Origin of the sequence: Roseinatronobacter alkalisoli (genome assembly GCF_028745735.1) — a bacterium.
Lineage (GTDB): Bacteria > Pseudomonadota > Alphaproteobacteria > Rhodobacterales > Rhodobacteraceae > Roseinatronobacter > Roseinatronobacter alkalisoli.
Genome location: NZ_JAQZSM010000001.1, coordinates 51,136 through 65,855 on the forward strand (window position 1 = coordinate 51,136; position 14,720 = coordinate 65,855).

Genomic DNA, 14,720 nt, shown 5'->3' on the forward strand with positions numbered 1-14,720 from the left:
GCAATGCTCCCGTTTGCAGCGCCTGTTGATGACATTCTGTGGTCGCTTGAATTCGCCGGTGCCGCCCGCATTCCCGATTGGGATGGCACGCTGACGGCCGAAATAACCCGGCATTTTGCGGCATTCGCCCAAGGGCGCATTGCGCCGCTGGATGAGGCGGGCGACCGACAGGGGTGCCGTTTGCACAATGGCCGCGTATTTATGCCTGACGGGTTCGACGCGGTATTTCGTGATCTGGCGGATGATGGTTGGCTGGGCCTGACCGCGCCGGAAGAATTTGGCGGGCAGGGAATGGGTGCGGCTGTTCAGGCCGCAACATCGGAAATATTTTCGGGCGCGTGCCATTCCCTGCAGATGGTGACAGGGCTTGTGCCCGGTGCCATCCGTTTGCTTATGCATTTCGGCAGTGCCGATCAGCAGGCGCGGTTCATTCCGCCATTGGTGTCCGGTGACTGGCTGGCAACCATGTGCCTGACAGAACCCGGCGCGGGGTCGGACCTGTCTGCCATCCGCACGAAGGCGGAAAGCACCGCGCAGGGCTGGCGTGTCACGGGTGAAAAGATCTTCATCTCTGGCGGGGATCAGAACCTGAGCGGGAATATCCTGCATCTGGTCCTGGCGCGCACTGGCCCTGACGGAACCAGGGATCTTGGCCTGTTTGCCTGTCCTGCCGTGCTGGCGGATGGGGTGCGCAACGCCGTGAGTGTCACGCGGATTGAAGAAAAGATGGGTCTGCATGCCTCGCCCACATGCCAGATGGCGTTTGACAGCGCGCAAGGTGAACTGATCGGTGCGCCGGGACAGGGGCTGGCGGCCATGTTCACGCTGATGAACCATGCCCGTCTGGACGTTGCCTTGCAGGGGGTGGCCCATGCGGCGCGCGCGCATGCGGTTGCATCTGCCTATGCGGCAGGGCGGGTGCAGGGACGTGGTGCGGACGGGCAGGCGGTCACGCTGGATCAACATGCCGATGTGCGCCGCATGATCGACGAGGCCGATGCGCTGGCCCTGTCCGCGCGTGCGCTGACGCATTCTGCGTTGGTGGCATTGGAAACCGGCAACCAGGCGCTGGCGGATTTCCTGACCCCGGTTGCCAAGGTCTGCGGCTCCGATGCGGGAACACAGGCCGCCGAACTGGCGGTGCAGGTATTGGGGGGCTATGGCTACTTGCACGAATACCGTGTTGAACAAACCTATCGCGATGCCCGTATCTGTGCGATTTACGAAGGCGCGAATGGCATTCACGCAGCCACACTTGCGACACGCGGGTTGAGCCATGGCGGCGGTGTTCAGGCGGATGCATTTGCCGCATGGATCGGCCAGATTGCCGATACCTTGAATGGCGACATATTGCATGATGCATTGCGCGAATGGACGGACCTGCGTGGCGTGACGGCTTCTGCCCCGCGCGATATTGCGCCGCTATTCATGCAAGTAACCATAGCGCTGGCGGAACTGGGCTTCTGGTTGCGGGTGGCGGATGATGATGCGACACCAGTGCGGATATGCGCCCTTGCGAAGGGGCGCTGTTCTTTGCTGCCGGGGCAGATTGCGCATTTGGCGGCACAGGCGCGGATCATGGTGCAACTGGCGGGTGGCGGGGCCTAGGCGCGGTCAGGTGGTGCTGGCGTCCGACACCGGAAACAGGCCCTGCAAGGCGTGCATCATCGCGGTGCTTTCTGGGGTAGGCGGGGTATCAGCGCGAGTGCAAATGCCTACTGGCCCTGCCATCAGGCTGGTTCCCAGTTCCAGCGCGCATAAACTGCCCTGACGGATTTCATCTTCCACCACGCCTGCGGAAATGAACCAGACCGCATCTGACAGTTGCACCACCTTGCGCCCGAACGCCAGCGACACGCTTTCAAACGCGGCGGGTTCATGCTGCAACCCGATGCTCAGCAGGTAGGACCGCACCGCCGGGGCAATGACCGCGCCGCTTGGCGGTAACAGCAGTGGAAATTTGCCCAAGCCGTCGGCAGTTGCGCCACTTCGGGTCAGTGGGTGGTCGGGGCGCACCACCAGCACCACCTGTTCTGCATAAAGCTGCTGAAACGCCAGCCCGGTCATTTGTTCGGGGTTGGGCATGCGCCCGATCGTCAGGTCAAGCGATCCCTCGCGCAGTTGCGACAGCAGCAACCAGTTCGGCCCGGTGCTTACACGCAAGGTGCAGTTTGGCATATCCTGACGAAAGGCCAGTGCTGCGCGCGGAAATACATCTGTTGCGACGGTGGGCAGAATGCCGACCACCAGTCTGGTGACACGTTCAGGTGCGTTGCGCGCCAGGCTTTGGGCGCGTTCCAGCGCCAGCATCGCCCCGCCTGCATGTTGCTGGAACAGCTTGCCCGATGGTGTCAGAACCAAACGGCGGCCTGTGCGGTCGAACAGCGCGACGCCAAGAATGTCTTCCAACTCGCGAATGGTTTTTGACGCCGCAGGCTGCGACACATGCAAGGCGATTGCCGCAGCACTCAGGCTTTCCAGCCGAGCCGTTTCCAGAAAGCAGCGCAGATGGCGCAGGCGCAGGCGTGGGTCCATCGGGTGCCCTTTGGGTTATGGCGTTGTACTCGCAGGTGTTTAGCGTGGTTTCAGCGGTTTTGCAAAATGCCGGAAGATCATGCAGGCACCGGTATAGGCCCTGCAGGCCACGGAAAACATCGCCCCATGTTTCCACATGCCGGTTCGGTCAGGCCGTGAGCATTCGGTATGTATCGGGGCCATGGGATACCCGACCGGAAACCGGGTAGCCTTGGTCGTTGAAGGATCGTTTCGTGCCATGTGTCGCGCAATGTCGCAGAAATAGAGAATAAGTTTTATTGATATAAATCAGATGCTTGGAATTATTTATGGGGCAAATTCCGGTTGTCCCGGATAAGGGCGTTCAAAAATACTTGCTGGATATAGGTAAGTATGCAAATATATTTGCATCGTGACTATAAGAAGCACGATAAAATTGCACGCACGTCAAACTCGCAGGGAGATGACATGAAAAACATTCTTCGCATTACCGCCGCTGCGGTATTCGCCCTTGGTGCAACCGCCGCGACAGCGGATAAGCTGGTTGTCGCCACCGATACCGCCTTTGTCCCGTTTGAATTTATGCAGGACGGCGAATATGTCGGTTTCGATATCGACATGTGGACGATGATCGCCGCGGAACTCGATCTGGAATTCGACCTGCGCCCGATGGATTTCAACGGCATTATTCCGGGCCTTCAGACCGGACAGGTTGATGTTGCGCTGGCGGGTATCACCATTCGTGATGACCGTGCCGAAGTTATCGACTTCTCGGACGGGTATTATGACAGTGGGTTCCTGATCATGGTGCCTGCGGACAGTGATGTCGAAAGCTCCGCTGATCTGGCCGGGAAAACGCTGGCTGTGCGCACCGGTACGTCGGCGTCAGATTATGCGCGCGAGAATTTCACCGACACTGAACTGCGCCTGTTCCCCAATATCGACAACGCCTATCTGGAATTGCGCACTGGTCGCGTTGACGCCGCCATGCATGACACCCCCAATGTGTTGTATTACATCGCCACCGCTGGCGACGGGCAGGTCAAGGCCGTGGGCGAACAGATGATGGCACATCAATATGGCATCGGTTTTCCCAAAGGGTCGGATCTGGTGGAACCGGTCAATCAGGTGCTGGCGAATATGCGCGCAGATGGCCGCTATGACGAAATCTACATGAAATGGTTTGGCACCACACCGCCCGGCAACTGATCTTGCACATATCATGAAACTGGCGGGGCGGGACCGGCACTGGTCCTGCCGACACTGGCGCGCAAATCACGCGGGGGCGGATAATGGAAGTTAACTGGCTGATCATCTGGGATTTCATCCCGCAACTTCTGAAAGGGGCGCAGGTCACGGTTCATATTACCGTTGTCGGCCTGCTGGGCGGTGTCATCCTTGGCGCTATAGCCGGGTTGATGCGGGCCTATGGCAATTCCGTGATAAATGCGATTGCCTTTGTCTATATCGAAGTTATCCGCGGCACGCCGATTGTCGTGCAGGTGATGTTTCTGTATTTCGCGCTGCCGGTTCTGGCCTCGATCCGCATTGACCCGATGACCACTGCGGTTCTGGCGATTGTCATCAATGCAGGTGCCTATATCGCCGAAATCGTGCGCGGGGCGGTGCTGTCCATTTCCAAAGGGCTGAGCGAGGCAGGATTGGCCATCGGTCTGCCGCGCTGGAAGGTCATTCGCTATATTGTCGGGCCGCTGGCATTCCGCCGCCTGATTCCGCCCCTTGGCAACCAGTTTATTGTCAGCCTGAAGGACACGTCCTTGTTCATTGTCATCGGTGTGGGTGAGTTGACGCGCACCGGGCAGGAAATCATGGCGGCCAATTTCCGCGCGGTCGAAATATGGACAGCCGTTGCGGTGATGTATCTGATCATGACCGGTGTGCTGTCGCTGATGCTGCGGATGATCGAAAAACGCATGAGGATCCTATGACCGATGCAATCATTACATTCCGCAGCGTGTCCAAGCATTTTGGCCAGCTGAAGGTGCTGGATGAAGTTGATCTGGACATCCACAAGGGTGAAGTGGTCGTGCTGATCGGCCCTTCGGGGTCGGGGAAATCCACACTTCTGCGCTGCATCAACGGGTTGGAACAAATCACCGGCGGTGATCTGGTCGTCAACGGCATGAGCGTTCTGGGCGGCAACAAGGTTCTGCGCGAAATCCGGCAGGAAGCGGGCATGGTGTTCCAGCAGTTCAATCTGTTTCCGCAGATGACCGCCCTGCAGAATGTGGCCTTCGGTCCGCAGCAGGTGCGCGGCATGTCCGCGCGTCAGGCCCGCGAACTGGCCCGCGAATTGCTGGCCAAAGTGGGGCTGGCCGACAAGGCGGATCATGAACCCGCTGAATTGTCGGGCGGGCAACAGCAGCGCGTGGCTATTGCGCGTGCGCTGGCGATCAAGCCAAAGGTGATGCTGTTTGATGAACCGACATCGGCACTGGACCCCGAACTGAAGCAGGAGGTGCTGAATGTCATGCGCGCGCTGGCGGCCGAAGGCATGACAATGGTGGTGGTGACCCATGAAATGTGCTTTGCCAAGCAAGTCGGCACAAGGCTGATCTTCATGGAACACGGCAAGATCGCAGTTGATGGCCGCCCGGGTGACGTGATTGACACGCCGCCCAATGACCGGATGAAGGATTTCCTGCAGCATGTCTGAAGATGCGCCGTCCGAATTGCGCCGGGTGCGTATGGCCGGAGCACCGCATGATATAGGCCATGCACTGGGCCGCGCTGGCCGTGATGCGGTGCATGATGTGTTGCGGCCGCTGGATTATTGGGTGGCCGTGAATAGCCCTGCCCATGACCATGTAGTTGCGCGCATGGCCCTGCGCACGAAGGCCCTGTTTCCATGGATATTTGAAGAATTACAAGGGCTTGCTGATGGGCTTGGGTTGCCATTCGCGCAGGTCATGGCCTGGAACTGCCGTGGTGATCTGATGTCGAATGTGCCCGATGGCTGCACCACCCTTCAGTTTCCCGGTGATGTGCCTGTCATTGCCCATAACGAAGACGGGCTGCCGGATTTCCGGGGGCACGTCCTGCTGGTTGATGCCGCGCCGCTGGATGCGCCGGATTTCACGGCCTTGTGCTACCCCGGTTCAATTCCGGGCCATACATTTTCCGTCACCGGCGCGGGGCTGGTGCAGGCGGTCAATAACCTGCGCCTGCGCGACGTTCGCCCGCAGATCCCGCGCATGGTGCTTGGTCGTGCCGTGCTGGCGTGTCGCTCCGTCCGCGCGGCGATTGACCTGCTGGCGCGCGAAAACAACAGCGGCGGGTTTCATTTTACGCTGGCGCAAGCGGGGGAAGGGGTGGTCCATAGCGTTGAATTCGGGGGTGGTGGCATGGTGCATCGGCAGATCGATACACCGTCTGCACATGCCAATCACGCGCTGCATCTTGATCACGCACAGGGGCAGATCGTTACCCAATCATCGGCTGACAGGCAGCGCCGCGTGACTGACCTGATTGACGCGGGCGCGCGGAATGTGCTGGCCATGTTACGCGACACAGGCGAGCAGGGACTGCCTGTTCATCGCTGCCAGCCTGATGACCCGGATCATGAAAACACCCTTGCCACGGCTATCATTCACGTCGAAAAGGGTGGTTTAAGCTGGAAAGTCTATGACCAAAAGTCCACAGGGCCAGTCCATGCCGGATCAGACATCGCCAGATAGCGTGCCGCAGACAGTTGCGGGGCTGCGCGAGATGATGCTGCGCATCGCCAAGGGCGAAGGGGCGATTACCCTTGGCCCCAAAGCGCGAGAGGCGCTGGCCCGTATCCTGGACCTGCAGGGCGACCCGGCGTTGCTGTCAATCACCACGCTGGCCGACAAACTGGGGGTCAACCCGTCCACGCTGACGCGGCTGTCGCGCAATCTGGGGTATTCCGGTTTTGGCGCGTTCCAGCAGGTGTTGCTGAATGCGTCCATGGCGCCGCCGGGGTCGTTCTACAGCCGGCAGGCGGAAACGGCATTGCGTGGCGGGGACGGGACCGGTCTGAATGGCGTGGCCGCATTGTGTCGGGAAAGTCAGGCCAATATCGACCGGTTTCTGGATACGTGCAATCAAAGCCAGTTTCGCCATGCCACCGAACTTATTGCGGGCGCGCCGCGTGTCATGGTTTATGGGATACGGCAGTTTCACGCATTCGCCAGTTTTCTGGTCTATGGGCTGCGGATGATCCGGTCAGATGTGCATCTGCTGGATTCGAACGCGCTGGGCGTGGCCGAAGGCATTGCCTCCATGTCACCGCAGGATGTGCTGATCATTTCCAGCTGCGCCCCCTATTCGCGGCAGGTTGTCGACGTGGCGCGCGCGGCGGTGGACAAGCCGGTTTCGGTTGTGGCGATTACCGACCGCGCGGATTCACCCCTGATCATGGCGTCCAAGGCGGCATTGCTGGTCCCGCATGAAACCAGTTTCCTGTCGAATTCGCTGTCAACTTTCATTCTGGCGGCAGAATGCCTGATCAATGGTTGCGCAGCCGCCGACCCCGACACCGCCAAGGCTGCCTTGGCGGAACGGGACCGGATGATTGGCCGCCTTGGCATTGAAATGTAATCAGGTCTGTTGTCAGGCAATGACCTGCGCGATGGCATGCGCCACGACCGGCACTGTCTGGCCGTTCAGCCCCGCCATATTCGTGCGCCCGTCCGACAGCATATAGATGCCATGATCCGCACGCAGGGATTCAACCTGTTCCGCTGTCACAGGCAGCAGCGAAAACATACCCTGTTGCCGCGCGATAACGTCAAAGCGGTTGGTCCCCGTTTCGCTGCGTAGCGCATCCGCGAGGGCGCGGCGGTTTTCGGCAACGCGCGCGCGCATGCTGTCCAGTTCGCTCTGCCAGATGTGCTTCAGCGCCGGGTCGTTCAGAATCGTGCTGACAACGCGCCCGCCATGGTCGGGCGGAAAGGCGAAATTCTGGCGGTTCAGGCTGGCCAATGCGCCCGCCAGCCTGGGCTTTTGCGGTTCGGGGACAATTGCCATCGCCAGCCCCACACGTTCGCGGTACAGGCCGAAATTCTTGGAACAACTGGCCGCGACCAGCACTTCAGGCAAGCGCGCGGCCAGATGGCGCAGCCCGCCCGCATCGGCATTCAACCCTTCGCCAAAGCCCTGATAGGCCATATCGATGAAGGGAACAGCGCCGGTGCGATCCAGCACTGCGCCCATATCTGACCAATCCTGCACGCTCAGGTCTATGCCGGTGGGGTTATGGCAGCAGCCGTGCAACAGCACCACATCATCCGCTGTCGCCTGTGCCAGATCGGCGAACATGCCGTCGCGGTCCAGCATGCCGCTGCTTGCATCCTGATATCGGTAGGGCCGCGATTTCACGCCCGCTGCGGCAATCAGGGGGGCATGGTTCGGCCATGTCTGCGCACTTATCCAGATAGTGGCATCAGCACGCGCACGGCGTATCAGTTCGGCAATCTGGCGCACGGCGGTTGTGCCGCCCGGCGTGCCGACAGCGGCGACGCGCGCCTGTGGTACCGCCCCCCCCAGTAACAGCCCTTCCATCGCGTCCAGATATGCCGGGTCACCGGCCAGTGACAGGTAGGTCTTGCTTTCCTGTGTGGCGACGATATGCGACTCGGCCTGTTTCACGGCCTGCATGACAGGCGTGCGCCCCGCTTCATCACGGTAGACGCCCACGCCAAGGTCAATCTTGCCCATGCGCGGATCGGCAGCGAATGCCTGCATCAGGGCGATGATTCCATCAAGTCCGGGCTGGGGCAGGGTTTCGAACATCTTGCGGACCTTAGCTGAGGGCGGGGGACCAGTCACGCAGCAGAACACGAGTGCGGTCTTCCTGCCGGATCGGGGTGAATCCGTGTTTCTGATACTGAATCAAGGCGCGGGGATGGTCCAGCGTGCAGGTGTTTATGGTCAGCCGGGTCAGGCCCTCACGCTCCCATGCGGTCAGAATGGCAGTGCGCAACATCCATGTCCCCAGGCCGCGCCCCACGCTTCCGGGTACCAGCCCGAAATAGCATAATTCGCATTCGCCCGCTTCGCGCCAGTCCAGCAGGAAAAAGCCCTGCGGCCAGCCCTTGTCGATCAGCGAACAGAGGGCGATATCGGGTGAATTCAGCCAGTCCGCAAGCTCGGCATCTTCGCTGGCGTGAATATCTGTCCATGCATAATCCCGCCCGACCGCGTCATAAAGCGCGCGAAAATACCATACCGGCGGGTGTTCGGCTTTCAGCAACGCGCCTGACATGCCGTTCGGGGTGTGCGGCCAGCCATAGGTGGGGCGTTCCGTCATTTCCAGAAAGGTGACAGTATAAGGCACCGTGTCGCCCGCGCGGTAGGTGGTCATCCCGTTTCCACCTTCAGGTCGGGGAACATGCCCCATTCCGCCCATGACCCGTCATAAAGCGCATGATTGCGGTGTCCCAGTATTTCCAGCCCAAGGCTAAGCACCGCAGCCGTAATGCCGGACCCGCATGTGGTTATGACAGGGCGTTCCAGATCAACGCCCGCGTCATGAAATGCCGCGCGCAGGCTATCGCCGGTTTTCAGGGTGCCATCGGGTTTCAGCAGGGTTGAAAACGGCAGGTTCAGCGCGCCCGGCATATGACCTGCACGCAACCCTTCGCGGGGTTCGGGTTCATCGCCGCGAAAGCGGGCGGGGGAACGTGCGTCGACAATCTGCCAGTCCCCGAGTTTTACGGCTGCCGCCACCTGCGAGACATCCTTGACCAGATGCGCCTGCCGTTGGACGGTCATGTGCCGTTCGCGCAACAGGGGGGGCAGGTCCTCTACGGCGCGGCCCTCGGCCTGCCATTTCGGAAAACCACCGTCCAGAACAGCCACATCGGTCTTGCCCATCAGGCGAAACAGCCACCAGACGCGCGCGGCGGAAAACAGCCCTGCACCATCATAGATGACCACCTGATGACCGTCGCCAACCCCCATCGCCCGCAGACGTGACATGAACTTTTCCACAGGGGGTGCCATATGGGGCAATGCGGACCGGTGGTCGCTGATATCGTCAATATCGAAAAACCGTGCGCCGGGAATATGGCCTGCATCAAACTCCGCGCGGGCATCGCGGTTTTGCGCGGGCATATACCAGCTTGCATCCAGAATGCGCAGGTCAGGGTCATTCAGATGTGCGGCAAGCCAGTCGGTCGACACACGCGTTCTTGGATCATCGGCCATGAAATCCCCCAAGCCAGAAAGCATATGTGTAACACCTAGCGAGGGCGCGACCGCGTTGCAAGCATACAGGCGGGGCTTTTCCCCGGCTGCGGCATTGGATATGCAGATTCGCATGAATGATAGTCTGATCACAATCTATGACCGTATGGTCGAACAAGGCGCGCTGCGCCCCGATGCCGCACAGCGCGCGGCGATGCCTTGTTTTGACCCGGTGCTGGCCTATCTGCGCAAACCTGCCCCCAAAGCGGGGTTGTTGGGGTTGCTGGGGCGGCGCAAGCCGGAACCGCCACCGGGCCTGTATTTATGGGGTGGGGTGGGGCGTGGGAAATCCATGCTGATGGACCTGTTTGTGGACCATGTCGGTGATATACCCAAAAGGCGGGTGCATTTTCACGCCTTCATGCAGGAAATTCACGAAGGGATGCATGCCGCCCGCAAGACCGGTGCGCCTGACGCGCTTGCGCCCGTGGCCGACAAGGTTGCGCAGCAGGTGCGTTTGCTGGCCTTTGACGAGATGCAGATTACCGATATCACCGATGCGATGATCGTCGGGCGCCTGTTTGAACGGTTGATGGCGGCAGGCGTGGCGATTGTCGTCACGTCGAACAGGGTGCCGGATGATCTGTACAAGAACGGGTTGAACCGCGCGCTGTTTGTCCCCTTCATCGAAATGATCAACACCCGCATGACCGTGCATGAACTGGAATCGGAAACAGATTACCGCCAGCACCGACTGGCAGGTGCGCAGGTTTATTTCAGCCCCGCTGACAGTGCCGCGCGCGCAGAGATGGCGCGGATCTGGGATGAACTGACCGGGCATGACGGGGGCCAGCCGCTGAAACTGACGGTCAAGGGGCGGGATGTCGTGATCCCGCGCGCGCATAATGGTGTCGGGCGCGCTAGTTTCTGGGAATTATGCGGCCAGCCGCTGGGGGCTGCGGATTATCTGGCGATTGTGGGCGCGCTGCGGGTGCTGATGCTGGATGACATCCCCTATCTGACGGCCGCGAACTATAATGAAGCCAAGCGATTTGTCACATTGATCGACACGCTTTATGAAGCGCAGGTGCGGTTGATTGCATCTGCTGCGGCTATGCCCGAGCAACTATATCGCGAGGGGACGGGCGCGTTTGAATTTGAACGCACTGCCAGCCGCCTGCGCGAAATGCAGGGCGCGGGTTGGGGCGCAGCCTGACCTGTCGGGGGGAACGATCCCGCCCCCCATCGAAGGGGGCAGGATCGTGGGCGCGCTTCACGCGCCCGTCCCCGCCGCAGATGTTGCGCGCAATCGCCCCACGGCCCAGCGCGCGGCGTCGGCAACTGTCGCGTCGGGGTCATTGCACAGGGCCTGCGCCGTGGGCAACAGCTGTGGCGTGTCGGAATTCCCGATGGCATAGAGCACGTTGCGCACAAAGCGGTTACGCCCGATCCGCTTGATGGGAGAGCCTGAAAACCGGTCCCGGAATGCCGCGTCATCCAGGCCCGCCAGCACGCCCAGATCCGGGGCAATCATGCCATCACGCGCCGCGTATTTCGTTTCTGCAGCGGTTTGCGCAAACTTGTTCCACGGGCATACGGCAAGGCAATCATCGCAGCCATAAATGCGGTTGCCCAGTTTCGCGCGCAGTTCCAGCGGCACAGGGCCGTGATGTTCGATTGTGAGATATGAAATGCAGCGCCGTGCATCCAGCTGGAAAGGCGCGGGAAAGGCGGCAGTGGGGCAAATGTCCAGACAGGCACGGCAGGATCCGCAATTTTCCCGCGCGGGCGTATCAGGCGGCAATTCCAGCGTTGTGAAAATCGCGCCCAGAAAAAACCAGTTGCCCAACTCGCGCGACAGCAGATTGGTATGTTTGCCCTGCCAGCCCAGCCCGGCGGCCGCAGCCAGCGGTTTTTCCATCACCGGGGCCGTGTCCACGAATACCTTGATTTCGCCGCCCTCGCGGTCAATCAGCCACCGCCCCAGCCGTTTCAGGCGTTTCTTGACCACATCATGATAATCGCGCCCCAGCGCATAGGCGGAAATCACGCCCCGGTCGCGCAGGTCCAGCAGATCAAGCGGGTTGTAATCCGGCGTATAGGTTTCTGCCAGCATCACGACGGATCGCGCCGCTGGCCATAATGCTGAGGGATTGCCGCGCCATTCCATGCGCTCGGCCATCCAGCCCATCTGGCCATGCCGCCCCTGATCCACGAATTCAGCCAGCCGTTCAGGTGCCGCCGGGATGGACGCAGGCGTTGTCACGGCACAGGCTGTAAAGCCCATTTCCTGTGCCATATGCCGGATTTCGGATTTGAGCTCTGCGGTCATATGCCCCAGATGGGCTAAATCGTCTCAGAAATCCAGATCTGTATAATGCGCGGGCGGCGGAAAGCCCGGCAACTGGTCGGCCAGCAGCGTGCGAAAGGCGGGGCGTGATTTCAATTTGGCATACCATTCATGCACCAGTGCCGAACGCTGCCAGTCCACATCATTAATGTAATCCAGACAGGACAGATGTGCGGCTGCGGTGAAATCCGCCAGCGTCATGTCATTTCCCGCCAGCCAGCGGCGCTGGCCCAGTAACCAGTCCATGTAATCCAGATGAAACTTGATCCGGGCCGATCCGGTCTTGATGGCCTGCGAATCCGGATAGCCGCGCTTCATGATCTTCTTGTTTACCCGCTCATACAGCAGATTGGCCGTCACTTCGGCATGGAATTTATCGTCAAACCATGTGCACAGGCGGCGCATTTCATAGCGTGCTTCGGGGGCTTTCGGAATCAGCTGGGGCTGGGGCACCAGATCTTCGATATATTCGCAAATGGCGTGGCTTTCGGTCAGCAGTTTCCCTTCATAACGCAGCACCGGCACCTTGCCTGCCGGATTGCGGCGCATGAATTCGGCGCTGGGTTCCCAGAAGCGTTCCTCTATCAGTTCAACGTCGATACGCTTCTCCGCCAATGTCAGGCGCAGTTTGCGGCAAAAGGGGGAAAGCGGGACGTGATACAGGCGTGCCATGAATGTGAATATGCCTTCTGTCGGGGTTTGCCCATCTGTAGCTGCCGGGGTGGCAGAAGTTCAACCGCTTATACAATCCGCGCGGCCATCCCGGTCAATGGTTGCCGCCCCGTCCACAATGGACGCCGTGCGCCTGCGCAAAAAATCGCTGGGATTGGCGGCATTGCGGGTTTTGGGCGCGGGCAGTACGGCGGCAAGGCGCGCGGCTTGCGTGGGCGTCAGGTTCGCTGCAGGAACACGGAAATAGTGCTGCGCCGCTGCTTCCACCCCGAAGATGCCTTCATCAAATTCGGCGACATTCAGGTAAATTTCAAGAATGCGGGTTTTGGGCCAGAGTAGTTCTATCAGCAGGGTGAAACCGGATTCCAGCGCCTTGCGGGTCCAGTCGCGGCCATGCCACAGAAATACGTTCTTGGCGGTCTGTTGCGACAGGGTGGATGCACCGCGCGTGCTGCCTGCGGCAATGACCTTGCGGATTTCCGCCATGTCAAACCCCCAGTGCAGGCAGAAATTCGCATCCTCTGCCGCGATGACAGACCGCGCCATGACCGGTGTAATCTGGTCCATCGGCACCCATTGGCGCTGTATTTCGCCAAGGCGACGGTATTCCTGAAAGATATAGATGCCACCAGGCGGAGGGATAAGCCGATAGAGCAGCACCCACACCACCGAAACCAGCAACACAACCGCCAGCACCCGGAACGCCCACCAGCGCAACCGGCGCAGCATTGCGGCGAAAGTCATAAGGATACCATTCGCGGCAGTGCGCCGCGGCGCTTTGGTGGATTTGCGGGGTTTTGCGGATTTGCGGGCCATGATGTCAGATATTCATGACTTGCAGGGCCGGTCAATCATCACAATGCCTAACGCGACAGCCCGGCCGCCAGCGATGGCTGGTCAAGGGATGTGAATCCATAGTGGCGCAGCCAGCGCAGGTCGGATTCAAAAAACGCGCGCAGATCGGGGATGCCGTATTTCAGCATGGCAATCCGGTCGATCCCCATACCAAAGGCGAAGCCCTGCCATTCATCGGGGTTGATCCCGCCTGCGCGCAGAACATGCGGATGCACCATGCCGGAGCCCAGAATTTCCAGCCAGTCCTTGCCTTCACCGATTTTCAACTGCCCGCCTTCCCATGAACAACGAATGTCCACTTCGGCGGATGGTTCGGTGAAGGGGAAATGGCTGGCGCGGAAGCGCAGTTCCACCTCATCCACCTCGAAGAACGCGCGGCAGAATTCTTCCAGCGTCCATTTCAGCTGCGCCATGGAAATGTCGCGGTCGATGGCCAGCCCTTCGACCTGATGGAACATCGGCGTGTGGGTCTGGTCCATGTCCATACGGTAGACGCGGCCCGGCGCGATAACGCGGATGGGCGCGCCCTGCGCCTGCATCGCGCGGATCTGCACGGGGCTGGTATGGGTGCGCAGCACATGGGGCGGGCGGTTGTCGCCAGCCGCGCGGTGCAGATAGAACGTGTCCATTTCCTGACGGGACGGGTGTTCGGGCGCGATATTCAGCGCGTCGAAATTATACCAGTCGGATTCGATCTGCGGACCTTCGGCGACGGCAAACCCCATATCGGCGAAAATGGCGGTCAGTTCGTCCATGACTTGGCTGATGGGGTGAATGGTGCCCATGGGGCGCGGGCGACCGGGCAGCGTGACGTCCAGCCATTCCGATTTCAGGCGCGCATCAAGGGCTGCATCTTCCAGTGCGGCCTTGCGCGCTTTCAACGCGGCGTCCACTTCGGTTTTCAGGGCGTTCAGTGCTGGCCCTGCAATCAGGCGTTCTTCGGCGCTCATCTGGCCCAGTTCGCGCATTTTCAGGCTGATCTCGCCCTTCTTGCCCAAAGCGGCCAGTCGCACGGTTTCCAGCGCGTCCGCATCAGGGGCCGCGCCGATCTGTTCCAGATATTTGCCGCGAAGCGTTGCGATTGCGTCCATGACATGCCCTTTTTGCGCTTTATGCGTTCCGCGCTGGGATAGTGTGCCCCGCGCGCGAATGCAAG

15 protein-coding genes are annotated in these 14,720 nt (G+C 60.3%); 7 read left to right on the forward strand and 8 right to left on the reverse strand.

Going from position 1 to position 14,720, the window contains the following annotated elements:
* The first annotated feature begins 3 nt into the window (after positions 1–3).
* Positions 4–1,608, forward strand: coding sequence for an acyl-CoA dehydrogenase family protein (locus PUT78_RS00325; RefSeq protein WP_274349996.1), 1,605 nt, complete (start codon positions 4–6; stop codon positions 1,606–1,608).
* 6 nt (positions 1,609–1,614) lie between these two features.
* Here the strand turns inward: PUT78_RS00325 and pcaQ are convergent, their stop codons facing one another.
* Complete coding sequence (pcaQ, locus tag PUT78_RS00330) at positions 1,615–2,535, reverse strand: pca operon transcription factor PcaQ (RefSeq protein ID WP_274349997.1); 921 nt, start codon at positions 2,533–2,535, stop codon at positions 1,615–1,617.
* A 447-nt stretch (positions 2,536–2,982) separates the two neighbouring features.
* Here pcaQ and glnH point away from each other — a divergent pair, with 447 nt between their 5' ends.
* The 5 genes from glnH (at position 2,983) to PUT78_RS00355 (ending at position 7,098) form a co-directional block, all read left to right on the forward strand.
* On the forward strand, positions 2,983–3,723 hold the full coding sequence (gene glnH, locus PUT78_RS00335; RefSeq protein ID WP_274349998.1) for a glutamine ABC transporter substrate-binding protein GlnH: 741 nt from the start codon (positions 2,983–2,985) through the stop codon (positions 3,721–3,723).
* 83 nt (positions 3,724–3,806) lie between these two features.
* Positions 3,807–4,463: a glutamine ABC transporter permease GlnP gene (gene glnP, locus PUT78_RS00340; protein WP_274349999.1), complete on the forward strand. Its 657-nt coding sequence runs from the start codon at positions 3,807–3,809 to the stop codon at positions 4,461–4,463.
* Complete coding sequence (gene glnQ, locus PUT78_RS00345; protein ID WP_274350000.1) at positions 4,460–5,191, forward strand: glutamine ABC transporter ATP-binding protein GlnQ; 732 nt, start codon at positions 4,460–4,462, stop codon at positions 5,189–5,191. Before glnP ends, glnQ begins: the two co-directional genes overlap by 4 nt.
* A complete protein-coding gene (locus PUT78_RS00350) occupies positions 5,184–6,212 on the forward strand; it encodes a C45 family autoproteolytic acyltransferase/hydrolase (RefSeq protein WP_274350001.1) in 1,029 nt (342 codons plus the stop codon). Before glnQ ends, PUT78_RS00350 begins: the two co-directional genes overlap by 8 nt.
* Positions 6,160–7,098 carry a MurR/RpiR family transcriptional regulator gene (locus PUT78_RS00355; RefSeq protein WP_274350002.1) on the forward strand — a complete coding sequence of 313 codons (939 nt, stop codon included), beginning with the start codon at positions 6,160–6,162 and terminating at the stop codon, positions 7,096–7,098. The genes PUT78_RS00350 and PUT78_RS00355 overlap by 53 nt, the downstream gene beginning before the upstream one ends.
* 12 nt (positions 7,099–7,110) lie before the next feature.
* On the opposite strand, the gene PUT78_RS00360 is transcribed toward PUT78_RS00355, so the two are convergent.
* The 3 genes from PUT78_RS00360 to sseA are packed head-to-tail and all read right to left on the reverse strand — an operon-like array spanning position 7,111 to position 9,708.
* The gene (locus PUT78_RS00360) at positions 7,111–8,292 is read right to left on the reverse strand and encodes an amino acid aminotransferase (RefSeq protein ID WP_274350003.1); all 1,182 of its coding nucleotides are present in this window, start codon (positions 8,290–8,292) and stop codon (positions 7,111–7,113) included.
* Positions 8,293–8,302: 10 nt separating this feature from the next.
* Entirely contained in the window at positions 8,303–8,863 is a 561-nt protein-coding gene (locus tag PUT78_RS00365) for a GNAT family N-acetyltransferase (protein ID WP_274350004.1), read from the reverse strand.
* Positions 8,860–9,708, reverse strand: a complete 849-nt coding sequence (gene sseA / locus PUT78_RS00370) for a 3-mercaptopyruvate sulfurtransferase (RefSeq protein WP_274350460.1) — start codon at positions 9,706–9,708, stop codon at positions 8,860–8,862. The genes PUT78_RS00365 and sseA overlap by 4 nt, the downstream gene beginning before the upstream one ends.
* A gap of 112 nt (positions 9,709–9,820) precedes the next feature.
* Between sseA and zapE the strand changes: the two genes are divergently transcribed.
* On the forward strand, positions 9,821–10,903 hold the full coding sequence (gene zapE, locus PUT78_RS00375) for a cell division protein ZapE (RefSeq protein ID WP_274350005.1): 1,083 nt from the start codon (positions 9,821–9,823) through the stop codon (positions 10,901–10,903).
* Positions 10,904–10,960: 57 nt separating this feature from the next.
* On the opposite strand, the gene queG is transcribed toward zapE, so the two are convergent.
* The 4 genes from queG to pheS are packed head-to-tail and all read right to left on the reverse strand — an operon-like array spanning position 10,961 to position 14,655.
* On the reverse strand, positions 10,961–12,019 hold the full coding sequence (gene queG, locus PUT78_RS00380) for a tRNA epoxyqueuosine(34) reductase QueG (protein WP_274350006.1): 1,059 nt from the start codon (positions 12,017–12,019) through the stop codon (positions 10,961–10,963).
* A 24-nt stretch (positions 12,020–12,043) separates the two neighbouring features.
* Entirely contained in the window at positions 12,044–12,709 is a 666-nt protein-coding gene (gene fzlA, locus PUT78_RS00385; protein WP_274350007.1) for an FtsZ-binding protein FzlA, read from the reverse strand.
* Positions 12,710–12,769: 60 nt separating this feature from the next.
* The gene (gene mtgA, locus PUT78_RS00390; protein WP_274350008.1) at positions 12,770–13,525 is read right to left on the reverse strand and encodes a monofunctional biosynthetic peptidoglycan transglycosylase; all 756 of its coding nucleotides are present in this window, start codon (positions 13,523–13,525) and stop codon (positions 12,770–12,772) included.
* 47 nt (positions 13,526–13,572) lie between these two features.
* Entirely contained in the window at positions 13,573–14,655 is a 1,083-nt protein-coding gene (pheS, locus tag PUT78_RS00395) for a phenylalanine--tRNA ligase subunit alpha (protein ID WP_274350009.1), read from the reverse strand.
* Positions 14,656–14,720: the final 65 nt, after the last annotated feature.

What these genes read in the sequence shown, in the direction of transcription:
- glnH (WP_274349998.1), top strand. Translation starts at nt 2,983, where the DNA reads ATGAAAAACATTCTTCGCATTACCGCCGCTGCGGTATTCGCCCTTGGT.
- PUT78_RS00325 (WP_274349996.1), top strand. Translation starts at nt 4, where the DNA reads ATGCTCCCGTTTGCAGCGCCTGTTGATGACATTCTGTGGTCGCTTGAA.
- glnQ (WP_274350000.1), top strand. Translation starts at nt 4,460, where the DNA reads ATGACCGATGCAATCATTACATTCCGCAGCGTGTCCAAGCATTTTGGC.
- PUT78_RS00355 (WP_274350002.1), top strand. Translation starts at nt 6,160, where the DNA reads ATGACCAAAAGTCCACAGGGCCAGTCCATGCCGGATCAGACATCGCCA.
- zapE (WP_274350005.1), top strand. Translation starts at nt 9,821, where the DNA reads ATGAATGATAGTCTGATCACAATCTATGACCGTATGGTCGAACAAGGC.
- fzlA (WP_274350007.1), bottom strand. Translation starts at nt 12,709, where the DNA reads ATGGCACGCCTGTATCACGTCCCGCTTTCCCCCTTTTGCCGCAAACTG.
- PUT78_RS00350 (WP_274350001.1), top strand. Translation starts at nt 5,184, where the DNA reads ATGTCTGAAGATGCGCCGTCCGAATTGCGCCGGGTGCGTATGGCCGGA.
- pheS (WP_274350009.1), bottom strand. Translation starts at nt 14,655, where the DNA reads ATGGACGCAATCGCAACGCTTCGCGGCAAATATCTGGAACAGATCGGC.
- mtgA (WP_274350008.1), bottom strand. Translation starts at nt 13,525, where the DNA reads ATGGCCCGCAAATCCGCAAAACCCCGCAAATCCACCAAAGCGCCGCGG.
- PUT78_RS00365 (WP_274350004.1), bottom strand. Translation starts at nt 8,863, where the DNA reads ATGACCACCTACCGCGCGGGCGACACGGTGCCTTATACTGTCACCTTT.
- queG (WP_274350006.1), bottom strand. Translation starts at nt 12,019, where the DNA reads ATGACCGCAGAGCTCAAATCCGAAATCCGGCATATGGCACAGGAAATG.
- PUT78_RS00360 (WP_274350003.1), bottom strand. Translation starts at nt 8,292, where the DNA reads ATGTTCGAAACCCTGCCCCAGCCCGGACTTGATGGAATCATCGCCCTG.
- glnP (WP_274349999.1), top strand. Translation starts at nt 3,807, where the DNA reads ATGGAAGTTAACTGGCTGATCATCTGGGATTTCATCCCGCAACTTCTG.
- pcaQ (WP_274349997.1), bottom strand. Translation starts at nt 2,535, where the DNA reads ATGGACCCACGCCTGCGCCTGCGCCATCTGCGCTGCTTTCTGGAAACG.
- sseA (WP_274350460.1), bottom strand. Translation starts at nt 9,708, where the DNA reads ATGGCCGATGATCCAAGAACGCGTGTGTCGACCGACTGGCTTGCCGCA.